20 protein-coding genes are annotated in these 20,224 nt (G+C 59.4%); 15 read left to right on the top strand and 5 right to left on the bottom strand.

All coding sequences use genetic code 11. From position 1 onward, the window contains the following. Positions 1 to 234: 234 nt before the first annotated feature. The 14 genes from E0F99_RS13285 to E0F99_RS13220 all read left to right on the top strand — a co-directional run bounded on the left by E0F99_RS13285 (position 235) and on the right by E0F99_RS13220 (position 14,000). Entirely contained in the window at positions 235 to 414 is a 180-nt protein-coding gene (locus E0F99_RS13285; protein ID WP_083355895.1) for a DUF1127 domain-containing protein, read from the top strand. 159 nt (positions 415 to 573) lie between these two features. Next, on the top strand, positions 574 to 894 hold the full coding sequence (locus E0F99_RS13280; RefSeq protein WP_083355896.1) for a DUF2388 domain-containing protein: 321 nt from the start codon (positions 574 to 576) through the stop codon (positions 892 to 894). A gap of 105 nt (positions 895 to 999) precedes the next feature. Next, on the top strand, positions 1,000 to 1,308 hold the full coding sequence (locus E0F99_RS13275) for a DUF2388 domain-containing protein (protein WP_083355897.1): 309 nt from the start codon (positions 1,000 to 1,002) through the stop codon (positions 1,306 to 1,308). 38 nt (positions 1,309 to 1,346) lie between these two features. Further along, positions 1,347 to 1,667: a DUF2388 domain-containing protein gene (locus E0F99_RS13270; protein ID WP_071486755.1), complete on the top strand. Its 321-nt coding sequence runs from the start codon at positions 1,347 to 1,349 to the stop codon at positions 1,665 to 1,667. Next, positions 1,664 to 3,625 (top strand): DUF7844 domain-containing protein, encoded by a 1,962-nt coding sequence (locus E0F99_RS13265; RefSeq protein WP_083355898.1) that lies wholly within the window; start codon positions 1,664 to 1,666, stop codon positions 3,623 to 3,625. The genes E0F99_RS13270 and E0F99_RS13265 overlap by 4 nt, the downstream gene beginning before the upstream one ends. A gap of 272 nt (positions 3,626 to 3,897) precedes the next feature. Further along, the gene (locus E0F99_RS13260; protein WP_083355899.1) at positions 3,898 to 5,205 is read left to right on the top strand and encodes a CitMHS family transporter; all 1,308 of its coding nucleotides are present in this window, start codon (positions 3,898 to 3,900) and stop codon (positions 5,203 to 5,205) included. Positions 5,206 to 5,270: 65 nt separating this feature from the next. Then, on the top strand, positions 5,271 to 6,038 hold the full coding sequence (locus E0F99_RS13255; RefSeq protein ID WP_083355900.1) for a TerC family protein: 768 nt from the start codon (positions 5,271 to 5,273) through the stop codon (positions 6,036 to 6,038). A gap of 210 nt (positions 6,039 to 6,248) precedes the next feature. Next, entirely contained in the window at positions 6,249 to 7,907 is a 1,659-nt protein-coding gene (locus tag E0F99_RS13250) for a Na/Pi cotransporter family protein (RefSeq protein WP_083355901.1), read from the top strand. A gap of 57 nt (positions 7,908 to 7,964) precedes the next feature. After that, positions 7,965 to 9,347 (top strand): M16 family metallopeptidase, encoded by a 1,383-nt coding sequence (locus tag E0F99_RS13245; protein WP_083355902.1) that lies wholly within the window; start codon positions 7,965 to 7,967, stop codon positions 9,345 to 9,347. Positions 9,348 to 9,417: 70 nt separating this feature from the next. After that, positions 9,418 to 10,449 (top strand): DUF5924 family protein, encoded by a 1,032-nt coding sequence (locus tag E0F99_RS13240; RefSeq protein WP_083355903.1) that lies wholly within the window; start codon positions 9,418 to 9,420, stop codon positions 10,447 to 10,449. Between the two features lie 54 nt (positions 10,450 to 10,503). Continuing rightward, positions 10,504 to 11,652: an ABC transporter permease gene (locus E0F99_RS13235; protein ID WP_083355904.1), complete on the top strand. Its 1,149-nt coding sequence runs from the start codon at positions 10,504 to 10,506 to the stop codon at positions 11,650 to 11,652. Continuing rightward, entirely contained in the window at positions 11,649 to 12,452 is an 804-nt protein-coding gene (locus E0F99_RS13230; protein WP_083355905.1) for an ABC transporter ATP-binding protein, read from the top strand. The genes E0F99_RS13235 and E0F99_RS13230 overlap by 4 nt, the downstream gene beginning before the upstream one ends. Position 12,453: 1 nt before the next feature. Continuing rightward, positions 12,454 to 13,392, top strand: a complete 939-nt coding sequence (locus E0F99_RS13225; RefSeq protein ID WP_083355906.1) for an MlaD family protein — start codon at positions 12,454 to 12,456, stop codon at positions 13,390 to 13,392. Then, positions 13,389 to 14,000 carry an ABC-type transport auxiliary lipoprotein family protein gene (locus E0F99_RS13220; protein ID WP_083355907.1) on the top strand — a complete coding sequence of 204 codons (612 nt, stop codon included), beginning with the start codon at positions 13,389 to 13,391 and terminating at the stop codon, positions 13,998 to 14,000. Before E0F99_RS13225 ends, E0F99_RS13220 begins: the two co-directional genes overlap by 4 nt. A gap of 94 nt (positions 14,001 to 14,094) precedes the next feature. Here E0F99_RS13220 and E0F99_RS13215 read toward each other — a convergent pair whose 3' ends face one another. The 5 genes from E0F99_RS13215 to E0F99_RS13195 form a co-directional block, all read right to left on the bottom strand. Next, positions 14,095 to 15,324 (bottom strand): nucleoside recognition domain-containing protein, encoded by a 1,230-nt coding sequence (locus tag E0F99_RS13215; RefSeq protein ID WP_083355908.1) that lies wholly within the window; start codon positions 15,322 to 15,324, stop codon positions 14,095 to 14,097. A gap of 97 nt (positions 15,325 to 15,421) precedes the next feature. Next, complete coding sequence (gltP, locus tag E0F99_RS13210; protein WP_083355909.1) at positions 15,422 to 16,753, bottom strand: glutamate/aspartate:proton symporter GltP; 1,332 nt, start codon at positions 16,751 to 16,753, stop codon at positions 15,422 to 15,424. A gap of 730 nt (positions 16,754 to 17,483) precedes the next feature. After that, a complete protein-coding gene (locus E0F99_RS13205) occupies positions 17,484 to 17,951 on the bottom strand; it encodes an inhibitor of vertebrate lysozyme family protein (protein WP_083355910.1) in 468 nt (155 codons plus the stop codon). 2 nt (positions 17,952 to 17,953) lie between these two features. Further along, positions 17,954 to 18,118, bottom strand: a complete 165-nt coding sequence (locus E0F99_RS13200; RefSeq protein ID WP_003170804.1) for a DUF1328 domain-containing protein — start codon at positions 18,116 to 18,118, stop codon at positions 17,954 to 17,956. A gap of 78 nt (positions 18,119 to 18,196) precedes the next feature. Beyond that, positions 18,197 to 18,481: a hypothetical protein gene (locus tag E0F99_RS13195; RefSeq protein WP_083355911.1), complete on the bottom strand. Its 285-nt coding sequence runs from the start codon at positions 18,479 to 18,481 to the stop codon at positions 18,197 to 18,199. Between the two features lie 390 nt (positions 18,482 to 18,871). Here E0F99_RS13195 and algB point away from each other — a divergent pair, with 390 nt between their 5' ends. Further along, a complete protein-coding gene (gene algB, locus E0F99_RS13190; protein ID WP_083355912.1) occupies positions 18,872 to 20,218 on the top strand; it encodes a sigma-54-dependent response regulator transcription factor AlgB in 1,347 nt (448 codons plus the stop codon). Positions 20,219 to 20,224 lie beyond the last annotated feature (6 nt).

Below are 20,224 nucleotides of genomic sequence, written 5' to 3'. Positions count from 1 at the left end.
TCCACAGCCAGCACCAGAATTTGTCAAAACAATGCCCGCCCCGGGGAACCGGAGGCGGGCATTGTTGTTTCTGGGGTTTGGCTTTTCAAACGGTAAAACAGAAGCCTTTGCTATCAACCAGTACAGTTAAATAAATACAACAGTTTAGCGGTGCAATTTAATAGTGGTGTATCTGTATCGGTAGCAGTGAGACGCCCAACATGGAGCTCCAAGACCTCATGAAGGGCTCTAGCCATGAACACGCAAACATATAAACGACTGATCGCTGGCACAGCACGCGCACTGGCCAGATGGGCACAACACACCCATGAGCGGCACCAACTGGCGCAACTCGACCCTCGTGAACTGTCCGATGCAGGTATCAGCCAGGGAGACCGAATCGCCGAGCTGTCCAAGCCGTTCTGGCGTGAATAGCCAGCGGTGAGGCTTCCCGAACAGATAAACGGCAGCTTAAGATTCATTCATCACGTGGCGAACCCCTTAGAACCGGCGTCTGATGCTCAATAGCAACACTGTCGGTTTCACAGTGGCCGCTTTGCGCCGCTTTATTTGTTCATCTACAGGAGTCATACCATGTCCCGTCTTCGCCTGCTGAGTGCTGCTGCCCTGTTGGCCGTGGTTGCCAATGCCAACGCGAGCAGCCTCATCGTGACCACCGACTCGATCGTCGGCGCGCTGAAAGCCACCTCCGATGCCAGCTCTGACGCCACGTCCTCCCTGCGTGACAACAAAGTAGTGCAGGCCGCTCGTGACGATGCCGCCAGTTTTGTCGCCAGTGAAGGTGCCATTCGTGGCGTGAAGCTGGAAAGCGCCCTGGCGCAGATCCGTCAACAAGCACCGCAATTGAACACCGCCACGGACGCACAGCTCGCTCAAGCGATTCTGGCCATCTGATGATGGTAGAAACAAGCCTGCGCCAGCCGCTACCAAATGTGTCAGCGCTGGCTCTCGCCTGGGCATTGCGCTAGCCTTGGCGCTCGCTTTCAGTTGTCGAGTCCTATGGCTTTTTCATACCGTCTGTTGATCGTTCCCATGTTGGTTTCTGCTTGCTGGTCGCCATCGGCTTCGGCCTTTGACGTGACCACTCAGAGCACCGTCATAAGTGCCTACGCCACCAGCAAGGTGACCTCTGCGCCTTTTGACAGAAAATTGATAATGGCTGCCCAGGATGACGCTGCCGCTTTTATCGCCACTGACGGCCAATGGCGGGGCGCCCGCCTGGAATCAGCGCTGGATTACCTACGCCGCACCCAGCCAAAACTTAACGCCAGCGACCTTGAACTGGCGCAAGCAATTCTCGTCCAATAATCATCTTTGTATTTCCATCTTTGTTTTGGAGTTATTCCATGCGTAGCCCGCTGATCGCCGCCGCTCTCGGCCTGCTGTTGTTGGCCGATGTCGCCCACGCGCAAACCTTGAAGGCCACCAGTAACATCATCGTACGCGCCTCGGCCCGCACCATTGATTTCACTTCGGACACCACCACCTCCATCCGCGACTCCAAAGTCGTGCGCGAAGCCCACGATGACGCCGCCAGTTTCGTCGCCACCAATGGCGAGATCCGAGGCGCACAACTGGAAGCTGCCTTCGACACCCTGCGAACACGCGTACCCGAAGCGCGCGATGCCAGTGACCAGACCCTCGCCGAAGCTATCCTCGCTCTGTGAGGCACCTGGTCGCCTGGCTATTGGCCGGGGCTGTCCTGCTCTGTGCCAGCGCAGCCCAGGCCAGCCTGCAACTGCGGCTCAAGACCGATGGATTGAGCCCGGCCGAACAGCAGGCCAGCCAGGCATTGCTCGATGAAGCGATGCGCGCCCTGCCGCCGCGCTTTATTGAACAACTGGATCGGCGCATTGATGTCGGCTGGACCGACAAGATGCCTGAAAACGCTTACGGCCAGGCCTCACTGGTGTCCGAACTGGACCTCAACCAACACCTCCTCGCCAGCCTGACCGACGGCAGCGCCGCCACCCAGAAGACCAATCGCCCCCACGGCACCGTGCGCCGCGAAATGCTCGCCACCGTGCTGCATGAGCTGACCCACATCTATGACCGTGCGCGCCTGTGGTCCAAAGACGACCGCGCACTTATCCAGCGGTGCAGCCGCCAAAACAACATCACCGGCCTGATCGGCTTGCCTGACCAATGCCGCGGCCAGAACGATCGCCGCTTTACCTTGAGTGACGACCCGCGCCTGCTGGACCTTGCCGGCTGGCCGCAGTACGTCGGCCGTCGCGGCGAACGTGAACAGCACAACCATCAGGTCGCCCGCAGCCCGGATATCTACGAAACCACCAGTCCACTGGAATTCGTCGCGGTTAACATGGAGTACTTTCTCCTCGACCCAAGCTACGCCTGCCGCCGTCCCGCGCTGTTTCGCTATTACAAGGAACACTTCGGCTGGGCACCGCCCGAGCAAGACACCTGCGCTAAAACGTACGCCTTCTTGAACGCAGGCAACGATTTCGCCAAAACGCCGCTGGGCCAGGTCGACCCGGAGCGGGTGTATGAAATCGACTACTTACTGGCCGAAGCCAACCAGAATCTGGTCAGCCGCTGGGGCCACAGCATGTTGCGCCTGGTGATCTGCGCGCCCGGTCGCCCACGTGGCCCGGATTGTCGGCTGGACCTGGACCAACACCTGGTGTTGTCCTACCGCGCCTTTGTCGGTGACGTGCAGTTGTCGAGTTGGGATGGTTTGGTAGGCAAATACCCGTCACGGTTGTTTGTTTTGCCATTGGCCCAAGTGATCGACGAATACACCAAGACCGAGCTACGGGGGCTGGCATCCGTCCCGCTGAAACTTACACGCCAGGAAATCGAAGAGACCGTCGAGCATGCTGCCGAAATGCACTGGAGCTACGACGGTAACTATTTCTTCATTTCCAATAACTGCGCGGTCGAGAGCTTGAAGCTATTGCGCAGTGGCAGCGCCAACCCTCAACTGACCGGCCTGGACAACATCACCCCCAATGGCTTGCTGGAAGTACTCAGCGCGCGCGGCCTGGCCGACACCAGCGTTCTCAACGACAAACGCGAGGCGTTGCGCCGAGGCTACCACTTTGATTCGTTCCGCGAGCGCTACCAGGCCATGTTCGACGTACTGCGCAAACACTTGCCGATTAAACAGACCCAGGTCGAAGACTGGCTGGCCCTCAGCGCAGAAGAACGCCGGCAATGGTTCAGCCAGGCCGACCTGCGCACCAGCGCCGCGTTGTTACTGCTGGAGCAGGCGAGCTATCGCAGGCAGCTGATGTTGGCCCAAGATGAAGTCAAACAACGCTACCTCGGTGCCCGCGAGCTGAAAAACGGCGGCATGGAAAAAGCCAACAACACACTGCGACAGATCCTCGCCAACAGTGGCTTCCTCAGCCGCCCGGCGGAACTGCTTGGCAGTGGCGGTTACGGCTTGCCGCAGCCCTCGGAATCCAAACGGCTTGAATCGGAAAGCGCCGAACGCCAGAAGCAACTGCAATCCTTGACCGGCGATCTGGATAAAGAGGTGAGAGTGCTGTTGGAGCCCTCACGCGCCACCGAAATTGCCGCCTGCGAGGCCAACCTCAAGCAGGTCGGCGAACATCTGCGAGCGTTGCATAAAGCGGCGGGCGGCCTGGAGATTCCCTGATTCGCACCGCGCCAGCTGACTATTCCCACAAAAAAAGAGGAAAAACCTCTCATCAACTGATTACACAGCGAAAGCTGGCTGAAAGCTTCCCCGTCTAGGATCGCCCCACTGCCGGCAACAGACCGGCTGTTAACAACAACAATGGTGATTCCTGATGTCCGCTCGTCCTTGCCTGTTCGCCCCAACTCCACCCGTACGCTACGTGCCTTTCGTACTGCGCTGACCCCACCCGGTTCGCCATTCCCTAGCCGCGCCACGCCTGGAGTATTCCTATGCTGACTTTCCTTGGCTTTGCCATGGTCATCACGTTCATGTTCCTGATCATGACCAAGCGCCTCTCTGCGCTGATTGCCTTGATCATCGTGCCTATCCTGTTCGCGCTGTTCGGCGGTTTCGCACCGAAGATCGGCCCGATGATGCTCGAGGGCATCACCAAGCTTGCGCCGACCGGCGTGATGCTGATGTTTGCCATCCTCTACTTTGCCTTGATGATCGACTCCGGCCTGTTTGACCCGGCTGTGCGCAAGATCCTCAAGATGGTCAAGGGCGACCCGCTGAAAGTCTCAGTCGGCACCGCCGTGCTGGCCTTGGTGGTTTCCCTCGACGGTGACGGTGCCACCACCTACATGATCTGTGTCGCCGCCATGCTGCCGCTGTACAAGCGCATCGGTATGAGCCCACGAATCATGGCCGGCCTGATCATCCTCGCCGGTGGCGTGATGAACATGACCCCTTGGGGTGGCCCGACGGCGCGTGCCGCCAGTGCGCTGCATGTGGATCCGTCGGATATTTTCGTACCGATGATCCCGGCCATGGCCGTCGGCGTGGTGGCGATCCTGGTGATCGCCTACATGTACGGCAAGCGCGAACGCGCCCGCCTGGGCGAGCTGCACTTGCAAGGCGACGAGATCGACCACAGTGAGATCAGCGTGTCGCAATTTCCGGACGCCCGCCGTCCGAAACTGATCTGGTTCAACGGCGCACTGACCTTCGCCCTGATGTGCACCCTGATCGCCGGCCTCTTGCCGCTGCCAGTGTTGTTCATGGTGGCGTTCAGTATCGCGATGATCGTCAACTACCCATGCCTGCAACAGCAGAAAGACCGTGTCGCCGCCCATGCTGGCAGCGTACTGGCGGTGGTGGGGTTGATCTTCGCCGCAGGTATTTTCACCGGCATTCTGTCGGGTACCGGCATGGTCGATGCCATGTCAAAAAGCCTGTTGGCAGTCATCCCGGAGGCCATGGGCCCTTACCTGGCCGTGATCACTGCACTGGTGAGCATGCCGTTTACCTTCTTTATGTCCAACGATGCGTTCTACTACGGCGTACTGCCAGTACTCGCCGAAGCCGCCAGCCACTACGGCATCACCGCCGTGGAAATGGCTCGTGCGTCGATCGTCGGCCAACCCGTGCACTTGCTCAGTCCGCTGGTACCCTCGACCTACCTGCTGGTCGCACTGGCCGGTATCGAATTTGGCGATCACCAACGCTTTACCCTTAAGTGGGCAGTGCTGGTGTGCCTGTGCATAATGTTCGCCGCTTTGCTGATGGGGATTTTTCCGCTGTTCAGCACTCTATAATCGTACCCACTTAACCGCGCGGCGCTGCAGCTTGCGCGGTTTAACATTCGCTCAAAGGAATACACATGGAATGGCTGACCAATCCGGAAATCTGGATTGCCTTCTTCACCCTGACGGCCCTCGAGATCGTCCTGGGCATCGATAACATCATCATGATTTCGATCCTGGTCAGCCGCATGCCCAAACACATGCAAGCGCGCACCCGGTTCTTCGGCCTGGCCCTGGCCATGGTCACGCGAATCCTGTTGCTGCTGTCGATCACCTGGGTCATGCAACTGACCGCCGATCTGTTCGTGGTCTTCGGCCAAGGCGTTTCCGGTCGTGATCTGATCCTGTTCTTCGGTGGCCTGTTCCTGCTCTGGAAAAGCTCCCAGGAGATGTACCACGCGCTGGAAGGTGAAGACGAAACTCAGGATGAGCCGAAAGGCGCCGGTGGCAAATTCATCTACACCATCATCCAGATCGCGATCATCGACATCGTGTTCTCGCTGGACTCGGTGATTACCGCCGTCGGCATGGTTTCCCATGTACCGGTCATGGTCGCTGCAATCGTGGTTGCCGTACTGGTGATGATGCTGGCTGCTGGCACCATCAGCGAATTCATCGACAAACACCCGTCGCTGAAGATGCTCGCGCTGTCGTTCCTGCTGGTAGTGGGTACCGTGCTGATCGCCGAATCCTTCGATGTGCATGTGCCAAAAGGCTACGTCTACTTCGCCATGGCATTCTCGCTGGCCGTTGAAGCGGTCAACATCAAAATGCGCACCGCCATTGCGAAAAAGAAGAAACAGCAGGATCCAGTGAAACTGCGTAAGGACATTCCGGGTCAATGACACGGGTCCGCTGCTGAAAAGGGGCTTTCGAGCCCCTTTTTTTCACCTGCAAAAAACTGATTTCATGACAGTTTTATTTCAAACCCTACTTTAGCTATGCGATGCTGGCGCGCAGCCCATTCGCCAACTACAGCTTAAGTACAAGACGTAGAACGGCACGCGGCAATTCTTATTTGCTCTTCTTGAGCTAACCCACACGGGGGGCCGAGCATGCTGACCTTGCTCAATCTGCTTTCCGCCGTGACCCTGCTTATCTGGGGCACGCACATCGTCCGTACCGGCATCTTGCGGGTCTACGGTTCCAACTTGCGCCAAGTCATCGGGCAGAACATGTCCAAGCGCTGGCTGGCGTTTATCGCCGGTATCCTGGTGACGGCCATGGTGCAGAGCAGTAACGCCACGGCGATGCTGGTGACATCGTTTGTCGGCCAAGGCCTGATGGGGCTGATGCCCGCCCTGGCGACCATGCTCGGTGCCGACGTCGGTACGGCGTTAATGGCACGGGTACTGACCTTTGACTTGTCCTGGCTGTCGCCACTGCTGATCTTTCTGGGGGTGATTTTCTTCCTGTCGCGCAAACAGACGCGGGCGGGGCAGATGGGTCGAGTCGGGATCGGCCTAGGCCTGATCATTCTGGCGTTGCAGCTGATCGTCGAAGCTGCCGGGCCGATCACCCACGCCCAAGGCGTAAAAGTACTGTTCGCCTCGCTGACCGGCGACATCTTGCTGGATGCCTTGGTCGGCGCACTCTTCGCGATGATTTCCTACTCCAGCCTGGCCGCCGTGTTGCTTACGGCAACCCTGGCCGGCGCCGGTGTGATCGGCCTGCACGTGGCCATCGGCCTGGTAATCGGCGCCAACATCGGCAGCGGCGTGCTGGCCTTCCTCAGCACCAGCATGCAGAACGCTGCCGGTCGGCAAGTGGCACTGGGCAGCTTGCTGTACAAACTGATCGGCTTGTTGCTGATCATTCCGGTACTCGATCCTCTCGTCGGCTGGATGGACGGCCTGGACTACAGCGCCCAAGGCATGGTTATTACCTTCCACCTGCTCTACAACGTCAGCCGCTGCCTGATTCTGCTGCCCACCATCGGGCCGATGGCACGTCTGTGCGCCTGGTTGTTGCCGGAGCAAGCCGAGACCAACGGCAAAGCCAAACCTCGCCACCTCGACCTTGCCGCGCTCGACACCCCAAGCCTGGCCTTGGCCAATGCCGCCCGCGAAACCCTGCGTCTGGGTGACCTGATCGACAACATGCTGACCGCGATGCTCGAAGTGTTGCGCGGCAAGCAAACCGCCATTACCCAGGAAATGCGCAGCCTCAGTGACGACGTCGAAGCCCTGTACAGCGCGATCAAGCTTTACCTGGCGCAAATGCCCCGCGAAGACCTCAGCGAGCAGGACAGTCGCCGTTGGGCTGAGATCATCGAGTTGTCGATCAACCTGAAACTGGCCGGCGACCTGATCGAACGCATGCTGCGCAAGGTCCAGCAGCAGAAAACCTCACAGCGCCGCCAGTTCTCCGAAGTAGGCCTGGAAGAACTGGCAGGCCTGCATACCCAGCTGATTGCCAACCTGCGCCTGGGCCTGTCGGTTTTTCTCAGCGCCGACCCGGAAAGCGCCCGCCAACTGCTGCGCGAAAAGCGCCGCTTCCGCGCCCAGGAACGGCGCCTGGCCCACGCACACGTCAGCCGCCTGCAACGCAAAATCGTACAAAGCCTGGAAACCAGTTCCCTACACCTGGAGCTGATTGCCGACATGAAACGCCTCAACTCGTTGTTCTGCAGCAGCGCCTATGTGGTGCTCGAAACGTCCGACACCGGCGCGCTCTCCGCCGAAGATATCGCCGACATTACCCATTCACCCTGAACGTAAGACGGCGAGTGAAGTCAGTTAACAGTGGACACCACTCGCCAGGAAGCTGTTATGCGTCGCCTGTTATTCGCCTGCCTGCTCATGGCCTCTGCACACGCCTTCGCTTTTGACCGCTTGCAAGTCGAGGGCTACACCTTGCCCAACGGCCTGCAATTGCTGCTCAAGCCGGGCACCGAACGCGGGCACGTGGCCATCCGCCTGGTGGTCGGCGTAGGCCTGGATGACTTCCCTTGCGAAGAAAAAGAGCTGCCGCACCTGCTCGAACACTTGTTGTTCAGCGGCATCGACGGCGGTGGCGAAGGCGACCTCGAAGACCGCATGCAAGCCTTGGGCGGCGAGTGGAACGCGTACACCAGCAACGCCGACACCACCTTTGTGATCGAAGCCCCGGCGCAGAACCAACGCAAGGTGCTTGACCTGCTGCTGGCGATCCTCACCCGCACCGAGCTGACCGAAGCCAACATCGCTGCAGCCAAGCAGGTGGTCGAACGCGAAGACGGCGGCCATTACTCACACCTGCAACGCCTGCTCGACCGCCAGGACCTCGGCCACACCGCCAGCCACCAGTTGGCTGTCGAGTTGGGCCTCAAATGCGCCGAACGTGCCGAGGTCGACCATCTGACCCGCGATCAGCTGCAGACCCTGCGCAAAAACTGGTACGCGCCCAACAACATGACGCTGATCATCGTCGGCGACCTCGATAAGCTGTTGCCGGCTTACCTGGAACGCACCTACGGCCAACTTGATCCCATCGAACCGAGCGAGCATTTGCCGCTACCAGAAATCCAGCACGCCGCCGCCAGCCACCGTGACCTGATCCACGGCTGGGTCGGTGACAGCGCTAAACTGCACTGGCTGTTCCCCGAACCGGTGCTGGACGACCAACATGCTGAAACCTACGACCTGCTCAAGGACTACCTCGACTGGGCGCTGTACCGCCAACTGCGCCTCAAGCACGGTTTGTCCTACGGCCCATGGAGCGAGCGCGAAGTGCTCGGTGGCGCAGGCTTCCTCAGCCTGAATGCCGACCTCGAGCGGGACAACCTGCCGGAAGCCGAACAGGTGCTGCAGCAACTCAAGGCGCAACTGCTCAAGGATGGCCTCGACGCGGCAACCTTCGCCCGCCTGCAGCAAGCTGCCATCGCGCGCCAGGCCTGGGCCGTGCAGGGCAACAGCGCGCTGGCCGATTATTACTGGAGTGCGTCCGGCGACTACGCCAAGGGCCATTTCAGCGACCCGGTCAAACGCATCAAGGCCGTGAACCTTAAACAGGCCAACCAGGCCATGCGCCAAGTATTCGAGCAGCCGGGCTATTGGCGTATCGAAAAGCCGCTGCTGAGCTACGACAGCCTGGCCTGGGTCGGCGCCGGCGTGCTTGGGTTGATCGCCATGGTGTTGGGCGGCCTGCGGCTTTATCGCAAACGGATCGCGTAATGAGGCACCGAACACAGGACTAAGGCGTTATTCTGTCTGGGTTTTTTCCTACACATACTGTGAACCGCCGATGACAAACCTGCCGCCCCTTATCCAGCGCATCCTCGTACTGATCAAGCGCTACCCTGGGGTGATTGCGCTCGGCGGCTTTATCTCGGGTGTGTGCAGTTTCATCTTGGTGGATCGCCAGCAAGGCATGGCCAGTTGGATCGCGGTGATCATGCTGGTGAGCTGGTTGTGGCTGATGCTGGAAAACAGCTTTACCCGGCTGTTCACCAAAGTCTTCAAGCGGGAAATTCCCGAGCCGCTGCTGCGTTACGCCACTCAGATGATCCACCAGGAAAGTCTGTTCTTTGTGCTGCCGTTCTTTTTTGTCACCACCGCCTGGAACAGTGGCCAATCGGTTTTCACCGGCCTGCTCGGCGCGGCGGCGCTGGTGTCGATCACCGACCCGCTGTACTACAAGTGGCTGGCCCCTAAACGTTCGTTGTTCCTGGCGCTGCACACACTGACGCTGTTCGCTGCACTGCTTACCGCGCTACCGATCATCCTGCACTTGACCACCGCCGAGAGTTACAAGTTGGCGCTGGGCGTGGCCATGGCACTGTCGATCCCGAGCCTGGCCGTGAGCCTCCCGCTGCGCAGCATCAAAGGCTGGGCGATGCTGCTGGGAGTGACCACCGCGATTGGTTGCGCCGGTTGGTTCCTGCGCAGTTGGGTGCCACCGGCCACCTTGTGGATGACCGAAGTGGCGATCAGCACTCAGTTGCAAGACCGCACACCGGGCGACGACCTCAAGGAAGTCACCGCCGCCCAGCTGCGCAGCGGCGGGCTGTATGCCTACACCGCAATCAACGCACCGCGCGGGCTGGATGAGCGGATTTATCATGTGTGGAAATTCAATGGCAAGGAGGTCGACCGCATCGCCTTGGATATCCACGGCGGGCGCAAGGAAGGCTACCGCGCCTGGACCCACAAACAGAACTTCCCAGCCGATGCGGTAGGCCGCTGGCAAGTGCGGGTGCTGACGGAGGACGGCCAGGTCATCGGTGTGCTGCGCTTCAAAGTCACTGACACAGCACAAACGGACACGCCAAAATAGGTTGTATCGTGCTATTACGTAGGAATTCTGGATAGCCAAACAAGCTCGGAGCTTATGACCACCCGTACCACGGCCGGCGCAGCCCACCTCGATACGTCTACCGCACCTCCGTTACTCAGGATTACGGGGGACTGGACGCTTGCCCACTACGCCAATCTAAAAAAGCTGAGCGATAAGCTCGACGGTCAATACGACGCCGGCGCACGCATCGACCTCAATGGCCTGGGCGCCCTGGATACCGCCGGCGCGTCGCTGCTGGTCGAGCTGCTGGGCCCGGAGCGTATCGAAGACTCCGCCGAACAGACCGATTGCAGCCTGTCCGCCGCCGACCGTGCATTGCTCAAGACCGTTTACCGCTCACTCAATAACTTCTGCGTACCGGACAAAGCGCCGGAAGAAGCCGCCGGCATCCAAGTGCTGGCGCGCATAGGCCGCGCGGTGGACACCGTCTGGCAAGACAGCAAGAAGCTGCTCGGCTTTATCGGGCTGATCCTCGAAACCTTCGCCCGCGGTATTTTCCGCCCCAAGCGCTGGCGGCTGACACCGATGGTCGCGCATATCGAACAAACCGGCCTCGACGCTGCGCCAATCGTGGCGCTGCTCACATTTCTGGTGGGTGCGGTGGTAGCTTTCTTGGGCGCCACGGTGCTCAAGAGTTTCGGCGCGACCATTTTCACCGTGGACCTGGTGGCGTTCTCTTTCCTGCGTGAATTCGGCGTATTGCTCACCGCCATCCTGATCGCCGGCCGCACCGCCAGCGCCTTTACCGCGCAAATCGGCTCGATGAAGGCCAACGAAGAAATCGATGCGATCCGCACCCTGGGCCTGGACCCGATAGAGCTGCTGGTATTGCCACGCGTTATGGCACTGCTGGTGTCGCTGCCGATGCTGACCTTCCTGGCCATGCTCTCAGGCATTGTCGGCGGCGGCGTGGTGTGCGCCGTGGCGCTGGATATTTCGCCAGCGATGTTCCTCTCGCTGCTGCAATCGGACATTGGTGTTCAGCATTTCCTGGTCGGTATGGTGAAAGCGCCGATCTTCGCCTTCCTGATTGCCGCAATTGGCTGCCTCGAAGGCTTCAAGGTCAGCGGCAGCGCCGAGTCGGTCGGCGCCCACACCACCTCCAGCGTGGTGCAATCGATCTTTGTGGTGATCGTGCTGGATGCCGTCGCCGCACTGTTCTTTATGGAGATGGGCTGGTGAGTCGTCTACACCGTGCGCCCACTGAGGCGGTGATCGAAGTGCGTGGCCTGTGCAACCGCTTTGGCAGCCAGAGCGTGCATGAAAACCTCGACCTGGATTTGTATAAAGGCGAGATCTTGGCAGTGGTCGGCGGCTCCGGCAGCGGCAAGTCGGTGTTGCTGCGCAGCATCGTCGGCCTGCGCCGCCCCAGCGAAGGCCAAGTGCGGGTGTTCGGCAAGAACCTGCCAAGCCTGCCCGAACATGAGCGCTCATTGGTGGAACGGCGCTTCGGCGTGCTGTTCCAGAAAGGCGCGCTGTTTTCCTCGCTGACCGTCACCGACAACGTCGCGCTGCCATTGATCGAACACGCCGGCCTCAGCCGCGCCGATGCCGAGCACCTGGCTGCGGTCAAGCTTGCCCTTGCGGGGTTGCCGCTGTCGGCGGCGGACAAGTACCCATCGTCACTCTCCGGCGGCATGATCAAGCGCGCGGCCTTGGCGCGGGCTTTGGCCTTGGACCCGGACATCCTGTTTCTCGACGAACCCACCGCCGGCCTCGACCCAATTGGCGCCGCGCAATTTGACCAACTGATCCTGACCCTGCGCGATGCGCTGGGCTTGAGTGTGTTCCTGGTCACCCACGACCTCGACACGCTGTACACCATCACTGACCGCGTGGCGGTGCTGGCGCAGAAGAAAGTGCTGGTGGCCGATGCCATCGATGTCGTCTCGGAAACGGACGACGCCTGGATTCACGAATATTTCCACGGCCCCCGGGGCCGCGCGGCATTGGATGCCGCTCAATCGCTCAACGAGGTATGACATGGAAACCCGAGCCCATCATGTGATGATCGGTCTGTTCAGCGTGATCGTGGTGGTCGGCGCGATGCTGTTTGGCCTGTGGCTGGCCAAGTCCAGCATCGACAGCGCCTTCCAGGATTATGAAGTGGTGTTCAACGAGGCGGTCAGCGGCCTTTCGCAGGGCAGTTCGGTGCAGTACAGCGGGATCAAGGTGGGCGACGTCATCAGCCTGCGCTTAGACCCCAAGGACCCGCGCCGCGTACTCGCGCGCATCCGCCTGGCCGGGCAGACGCCAATCAAGGAAGACACCCAGGCCAAGCTGGCCCTGACCGGTATCACCGGCACCTCGATCATCCAGCTCAGCGGCGGCACACCGCAAAGCCCGGAACTCACGGGCAAGGACGGCAACCTGCCGGAAATCATCGCCTCGCCCTCGCCGATCGCACGCCTGCTCAATAACAGCAACGACCTGATGACCAGCATCAACCTGCTGCTGCACAACGCCAACCACATGTTCTCCCGCGAGAACGTCGAGCGCCTGAGCAACACCTTGGCCAATCTGCAGCAAACCACCGGCGCCATCGCCGACCAACGCGGCGATATCAAAGTGGTGATGCAGCAATTAATGCAGGTGAGCAAACAGGCGACTGCCGCCCTGGAACAAACCACAGTGTTGATGCGCAATGCCAATGGCTTGCTGAACGATCAAGGCAAGCAGGCCTTCGGCAGCGCCGAGCAGGCGATGAAATCGCTTGAGCAAAGCACTGCGACCATCAACACCTTGCTGACCAACAACAAGGACTCGGTCAACAGCGGCATGCAGGGCCTCAACGAACTGGCACCGGCCGTGCGCGAACTGCGTGAAACCTTGGGTTCGCTGCGCGCCATCTCCCGCCGCCTCGAAGCCAACCCCAGCGGTTATTTGCTGGGCAGCGATAAGAACAAGGAGTTCACGCCATGAAGCGTGCTTACCAACTGATTGCGCCTGTGGCGCTGGCGCTGATCAGCGCCTGCTCGATTCTGCCCAAGCCGGACCCTTCGGATGTGTACCGCTTGACATCAGCCCAGACGACCAGCCAAGGCGTACCGGTGAGTTGGTCGTTACGCGTGAGTAAGCCGCAGAGCAGCGAATTCCTCGACAGCCCGCGCATTGCCGTGGTGCCCAATGGCAACCTGATCAGTAGCTACGCGAATTCACGCTGGAGCGACCCGACGCCGGTGTTGCTGCGCAATCGCTTTATGGACGGCTTCCAGCGCGATGGGCGCGTGACGCTGCTGAGCACCGACGAGACTAACCTGCAGGCCGACTATGAGCTCGGCGGACAGTTGCAGGCGTTTCAGAGTGAGTATCACGCCAGTGCGGTGGAAGTAGTGATCCGCCTGGATGCGCGGTTGGTGCGCGGGACTGATCAGCGGATTATTGCCAGCCGGCGGTTTGAGGTGCGCCAGCCGGTGGGTGACACCAAGGTGCCGGCCGTAGTGGCTGCGTTTGGGCAGGCGGGGGATCAGTTGAATAAGCAGGTGGTGGATTGGGTGGTGCAGCAGGGCAATACTGCTGCGAAACGCTGAGGGCCTCATCGCAGGCAAGCCAGCTCCCACATTTTGATGTGTAAATACATTCAAACAGGTGGGAGCTGGCTTGCCTGCGATAGCAATCTAAGCCTTAACCAAAGAACCAGTAGCACACCGAAATCGCCGCCACGACGCCAGCAAACTCAGCCAGCAACGCACATCCCACGGCATGCCGTGCCCGCTGGATCCCCACCGAGCCAAAGTACACCGCCAACACATAGAAGGTGGTCTCCGTACTGCCTTGGATCGTCGCCGCCACCAACGCCGGGAAGCTGTCCACGCCCTGGGTCTGCATGGTCTCGATCAGCATGGCCCGCGCAGCACTGCCGGAGAACGGCTTGACCATCGCGGTCGGCAACGCGTCGACAAATCGCGTGTCCAGGCCCGTCCAGGCCACCACGTGGCGAATCCCCTCAAGGCCGAAGTCCAAGGCGCCGGACGCGCGCAACACACCCACCGCGCAGAGCATCGCCACCAGATACGGCAGTAGGTTCTTGGCAACGTCGAAGCCCTCTTTGGCGCCTTCGACAAACGCTTCGTACACCTTGACCTTGCGCAGCGCACCGATCACCAGGAACAACATGATCAGGCCGAACAGCGTCAGGTTGCCGAGGATCGAAGACAAGCCGGCCAACGCCGTGGCGGACAAGGTCGCCAACAACGCCATAAAGCCACCGAGGATCAGCGCGCCGGGAATCAGGTAAGCCAGCACCACCGGGTCCCACAGCCGCAGGCGCTGCATTACCGCCACCGAGAGCAGACCCACCAAGCTCGAAGCGCTGGTAGCCAGCAGGATTGGCAGGAACACCAGCGTCGGGTCGACGGCGCCTTGCTGGGCGCGGTACATGAAGATGGTCACTGGCAACAGCGTCAGCGAAGACGCGTTGAGCACCAGGAACAGAATCTGCGCGTTACTCGCGGTGTTGGGGATCGGGTTGAGTTCCTGCAGCGCCTTCATGGCTTTCAGGCCGATAGGCGTGGCGGCGTTGTCCAGGCCCAGGCCGTTGGCCGCGAAGTTGAGGGTGATCAAGCCAATAGCGGGGTGGCCGGCCGGCACCTCCGGCATCAGGCGGCGAAACAGCGGGCCGAGGGCCTTGGCCAGCCAGTCGACAATCCCGGCTTTTTCGGCGATGCGCAAAAAGCCCAGCCATAAGGTCAGCGTGCCGAACAGCAGCACCATCACTTCCACCGACAATTTGGCCATGGCGAAAATGCTTTCCACCATCGCCGCAAAAATCCCGGCATTACCGCCAATCAGCCATTGCGCCAGTGCTGACACCATTGCCACGACAAAGAAGCCAAGCCACAGGCCATTGAGCATCAGTTGAATCCCCCGAAAGATGGGGCGAATGATAGCGGGGCTGGCAGAAACGACAAACCCCGGAATTCCCGGGGTTTGTCTCACAGCAGTCGCGCTATCAGCCGCGGGTAGCTTGCGCGGCCGGCGACGCTGGCTTGCTGCGCCAGTGCGGCAGGGAGTTCCAGTAGCGCTCGCCCTTGGCGTCGTCGTACATGCCCTCCCAGCGGGAGATGACCAATACGGCCAAGGCGTTGCCGATCACGTTCAGCGCGGTACGCGCCATGTCCATAATGCGGTCGACACCAGCAATGAACGCCAGGCCTTCCAGCGGAATACCGACGCTGCCCAAGGTGGCCAGCAGCACCACGAAGGACACGCCCGGCACGCCGGCAATACCTTTGGAGGTGACCATCAACGTCAACACCAGCATCAATTGCTGGCCAATCGACAGGTCGATGCCGTACAGCTGGGCGATAAAGATAGCCGCGATGCTCTGGTACAGGGTCGAACCGTCGAGGTTGAACGAGTAGCCGGTCGGCACCACAAAGCTGCAGATGGCCTTCGGCGCGCCGTAGGCTTCCATCTTCTCGATCACACGTGGCAGCACGGTTTCGGAACTGGCGGTGGAGTAAGCCAGTACCAGCTCGTCCTTGAAGATGCGGATCAGCTTGAGGATCGAGAAGCCAAACAGACGCGCGATCAGGCCCAGTACCGCAAAAGCGAAGAACAAGATGGCCACGTAAACCAGGATCACCAGCTTGGCCAGCGGCAGCAAAGAGGCGAAGCCGAAGTTGGCAACGGTCACCGCGATCAGGGCAAATACGCCGATTGGGGCGTACTTCATGATCATGTGGGTAACTTTGAACATGCTCTCGGACACGCCCTGGAACATCGTCACCAGCGGCTCGCGCAGTTCCGGCTTGAGGCTCGACAGCCCGAGGCCGAACAGCACCGAGAAGAAGATGATCGGCAGCATTTCGCCACGGGCAACGGCGGCAAAGATGTTCGAAGGGATCAGGTTGAGGAGGGTCTCGATGAACGCATGCTCATGCTGCACTTCGGCGGCAGTGGCGGTGTACTTGGAGATGTCGACGGTACCCAAGGTACTCATGTCGATCCCGGCGCCCGGGTGGAACAGGTTGGCCAACAACAGGCCGACCACAATGGCGATGGTGGTGACCACTTCGAAGTAGAGGATGGTTTTGACGCCGATTCGACCGAGTTTCTTCGCGTCTCCCACACCGGCGATGCCGACGATCAGCGAGGAAATCACAATCGGGATCACGATCATCTTGATCAGGCGGATAAAAATATCGCCCGCCGGCTGCAACACATTGCTGATCCACCAGGCTTTTTCAGCACTGAAATGGTTAAGCACTGCACCGATTGCGATACCCAATACCAAACCGATGAGGATCTGCCAGGCGAGGCTTAGCTTTGCCTTCTTCATGTCATTACCCTTACTTCAAGTGGACTTAAGGCAAATGCGCCAGCTGGAACGCTCGGAAGCGAAAAAGTGTGTGCATCTGCCTCCGTAGAAGGTCACCGCAGCGTGGCCGAAATGGCTTACTGGCAGGCGAAAAAAGGCGCAACTATTCCCATGCAAGGGAGCGACGTCTAATGCCGTAAACGCCTACCCTATGCCGAATCGGCATGGCTTTTTTTGTAAATAACTGTCCGAACGGTCAGTTCAAATACGCCATTTAGGCAGGTGAATATGCCGTGAACCGACCAATACCGGCTTGCTCAGAGATATTGGACGACTTTCAGCGATTCGCAAAAATGCCTGGGATTTGATGAGCTTGGCGTCGGATATGTTCTATGGCGGGAGCGAAATTTTCTCGATAGAAGGTCGCCTCGACACACCAAGTAATGTTTGTGAGGAGGCAAAAAATAAAACAGCGGCTATGGGCGACATACAAGATCGGTCGTGAGCGCTATAAGCCCGTCGCAAGTTCAGCAAGCTTGAGGACTTGTGAACTTGCGTCGCAGCTTTTCGCCTGACCCGGCCCTTGCGCAGGCACTCCCTGTGCCCGTAGGTCACGCCGATCTCGATTGATCAGAGCAACCCGGCCCCCTGGTCATGCATCGCCCTTGGCGAGCGATGCTGACAGAAAGAAGCGAAAGGGCTTCTTTCCATGGACGCCGGCCCCGTTGACGACAGAAGCGTCAGACGGAACCTAGTACCAATTCGGATCTTTCTTAAGCTGCTCCATCAGCAGCTTTTGCATGCCTTCGTTCGGCTTACCGATAAAGCGGTAGTCGGCGTGCCGTGTCGGGGACTTGTCTGCCGGCAGACCGGCCGGGACTTGAACCAACATGGCGTAGGCATCTTCCTTGTCGTAGCTGAAGGCAACGATCAGACGCTTGTTCAGGCAGGTATCTGCAGTTTCGCAGAGCGGCCCGACCAAGTACTTCTCGCCATCTTCTTGCACGGCATTCATTTGTTCGGCGGTACCGGACAGGTTCATCACCCATTCCGGCAGGCGCTCTTCTTTCTTCACCACGCTTTGCCAGGTTTCGCGGTACTGCTTGTCCGCACTGAGCAACTCGTTAGCCCGTGATTGGCCGTCATTGGCGGCCATCACCAGGCCGCTACCGCCCAAGAGCAGGGCGGCAGCAATGGCTTTGATAGACAAAGTGGTCATATTCAGCCTCGGCCGCGACGACCAAAGAAGAACGAAGCGATGAACATCACCAGGAAGACCACAAACAGAATTTTTGCGATACCCGTGGCGGTGCCCGCGATACCACCGAAGCCCAGGACTGCAGCCACAATGGCGATGATCAGAAATGTGATTGCCCAACTCAACATGGTGATTCTCCTTACGCTTTTATAGGGGTAACAGCGGTAGTGCCGTGCGGCCGCTCAACACAAGCGACCTTTTGTTGCCTAGAACACCCAACGCTCTTGAGCGGGCAATTCGCCCAAGGTCGAATCCTGGTCAACCACTCTCAACTGCGGGGCGGTTACATCGGCAGTAACGCTGCCAACGGAACGAAAATGGGTCTGGGTCATCACCGGACGTTCGAATTGCGGGGCTTGCTGCTGACTCTGTTGCCAATGCTGAAACTGCTGGCCGGCAATCAACGTGACCATCAACGCCAGGCTGGCGAAGAGACCTTGCTGCAAGCGCAGTGGCGATACACGCAATGGGCTGAGGCTTTGGCGAGTCATGCTGCATTTCTCCCGCATTCTGATTATTCGGTCATGACACTGTTGGGAGAGGTATTGCAGGGTGCATGCCAGATTTTTTACAAAATAAAACTCAATAGAATCATATAGTTATAAATACATTGCCGCCTATGAGCCCAGCATCCTGCACGATGCCCCTATGCAGACCGTGCGAAATGCACGATGGTCAATGGTCGGGTCAAGGGATCGAAAGGGGATATTGAATTGCCGAAGTGGCAAGAAGGCATGAAAACGCTGTCAACCAGCGCGTTTGTAGGGGGATGCGCAGATACCTGCACGAAGGTGCCTTTTATCAATCAGAATAAACCATGCAACTTGCCCGATTATTCCGGGACTAAACACCATCATTCATAGTTAAGGAGCGCGGGACAGATGGAATCAGCCAAGGAACTTCAAGGCCGCATTCTTTTAGTGGATGACGAATCCGCGATCCTTCGCACCTTCCGTTACTGCCTGGAAGATGAAGGCTATACCGTAGCCACCGCCAACAGCGCCGCCCAAGCCGACGCCCTGATGCAACGCCAGGTGTTCGACCTGTGCTTCCTCGACCTGCGCCTGGGCGAAGACAATGGCCTGGATGTATTGGCGCAGATGCGTATCCAGGCGCCGTGGATGCGCGTGGTGATTGTTACCGCGCATTCAGCCGTGGATACCGCAGTCGACGCGATCCAGGCCGGTGCAGCCGACTACTTGGTCAAGCCATGCAGCCCTGACCAATTGCGCCTGGCCACCGCCAAGCAATTGGAAGTGCGCCAACTCTCGGCACGCCTGGAAGCGCTGGAAGGCGAAGTGCGCCAACCCAAAGACGGGCTCGATTCCCACAGCCCGGCCATGATGGTGGTGTTGGAAACCGCACGCCAAGTCGCGGGCACCGACGCCAACATTTTAATCCTGGGCGAGTCTGGGACAGGTAAAGGTGAATTGGCTCGGGCCATCCACGGCTGGAGCAAACGCGCGAAGAAGTCCTGCGTGACCATCAACTGCCCGTCCCTCACGGCCGAGCTGATGGAAAGCGAATTGTTCGGCCACAGCCGTGGTGCGTTTACCGGTGCCAGTGAGAGCACCTTGGGCCGCGTCAACCAAGCAGACGGCGGCACGCTTTTTCTCGACGAAATCGGCGATTTCCCACTCACTTTGCAACCCAAGTTATTGCGCTTCATTCAGGACAAGGAATACGAGCGCGTGGGCGACCCGGTCACCCGGCGTGCCGATGTGCGCATCCTGGCGGCCACCAACCTGAACCTCGAAGACATGGTGCGCGACGGCCGTTTCCGCGAAGACTTGCTCTATCGCCTCAACGTCATCACCTTGCACCTGCCGCCACTGCGTGAGCGCAGCGAAGACATCCTGACCCTGGCCGACCGCTTCCTGGCGCGCTTCGTCAAGGAATACGCCCGACCGGCGCGCGGTTTCAGCGACGAGGCGCGTGAAGCACTGCTCAACTACCGATGGCCAGGGAATATCCGTGAACTGAGAAACGTTGTTGAGAGAGCCAGTATTATCTGCCCACTGGAAAAGGTCGAAATCAGCCACCTCGGGATGGCCGAGCAGCCGACCAACAATGCGCCGCGAATCGGCGCTGCGTTGAGTCTGGACGAGCTGGAGAAAGCCCATATCGGTGCGGTACTTGCCACCAGCGACACCCTGGACCAGGCGGCCCGTACTTTGGGCATCGACGCGTCGACCCTGTACCGCAAACGCAAACAGTACAACTTGTGAGCGGTA

This window comes from Pseudomonas antarctica (assembly GCF_900624995.1).
Lineage (GTDB): Bacteria > Pseudomonadota > Gammaproteobacteria > Pseudomonadales > Pseudomonadaceae > Aquipseudomonas > Aquipseudomonas antarctica.
This window is presented reverse-complemented; position numbering and strand designations above follow the sequence as displayed.

Coding starts and splice junctions, on each gene's coding strand:
- E0F99_RS13285 (WP_083355895.1), top strand. CDS start 235: ATGAACACGCAAACATATAAACGACTGATCGCTGGCACAGCACGCGCA.
- E0F99_RS13280 (WP_083355896.1), top strand. CDS start 574: ATGTCCCGTCTTCGCCTGCTGAGTGCTGCTGCCCTGTTGGCCGTGGTT.
- E0F99_RS13275 (WP_083355897.1), top strand. CDS start 1,000: ATGGCTTTTTCATACCGTCTGTTGATCGTTCCCATGTTGGTTTCTGCT.
- E0F99_RS13270 (WP_071486755.1), top strand. CDS start 1,347: ATGCGTAGCCCGCTGATCGCCGCCGCTCTCGGCCTGCTGTTGTTGGCC.
- E0F99_RS13260 (WP_083355899.1), top strand. CDS start 3,898: ATGCTGACTTTCCTTGGCTTTGCCATGGTCATCACGTTCATGTTCCTG.
- E0F99_RS13255 (WP_083355900.1), top strand. CDS start 5,271: ATGGAATGGCTGACCAATCCGGAAATCTGGATTGCCTTCTTCACCCTG.
- E0F99_RS13250 (WP_083355901.1), top strand. CDS start 6,249: ATGCTGACCTTGCTCAATCTGCTTTCCGCCGTGACCCTGCTTATCTGG.
- E0F99_RS13245 (WP_083355902.1), top strand. CDS start 7,965: ATGCGTCGCCTGTTATTCGCCTGCCTGCTCATGGCCTCTGCACACGCC.
- E0F99_RS13240 (WP_083355903.1), top strand. CDS start 9,418: ATGACAAACCTGCCGCCCCTTATCCAGCGCATCCTCGTACTGATCAAG.
- E0F99_RS13235 (WP_083355904.1), top strand. CDS start 10,504: ATGACCACCCGTACCACGGCCGGCGCAGCCCACCTCGATACGTCTACC.
- E0F99_RS13225 (WP_083355906.1), top strand. CDS start 12,454: ATGGAAACCCGAGCCCATCATGTGATGATCGGTCTGTTCAGCGTGATC.
- E0F99_RS13220 (WP_083355907.1), top strand. CDS start 13,389: ATGAAGCGTGCTTACCAACTGATTGCGCCTGTGGCGCTGGCGCTGATC.
- E0F99_RS13215 (WP_083355908.1), bottom strand. CDS start 15,324: ATGCTCAATGGCCTGTGGCTTGGCTTCTTTGTCGTGGCAATGGTGTCA.
- gltP (WP_083355909.1), bottom strand. CDS start 16,753: ATGAAGAAGGCAAAGCTAAGCCTCGCCTGGCAGATCCTCATCGGTTTG.
- E0F99_RS13205 (WP_083355910.1), bottom strand. CDS start 17,951: ATGACCACTTTGTCTATCAAAGCCATTGCTGCCGCCCTGCTCTTGGGC.
- E0F99_RS13200 (WP_003170804.1), bottom strand. CDS start 18,118: ATGTTGAGTTGGGCAATCACATTTCTGATCATCGCCATTGTGGCTGCA.
- E0F99_RS13195 (WP_083355911.1), bottom strand. CDS start 18,481: ATGACTCGCCAAAGCCTCAGCCCATTGCGTGTATCGCCACTGCGCTTG.
- algB (WP_083355912.1), top strand. CDS start 18,872: ATGGAATCAGCCAAGGAACTTCAAGGCCGCATTCTTTTAGTGGATGAC.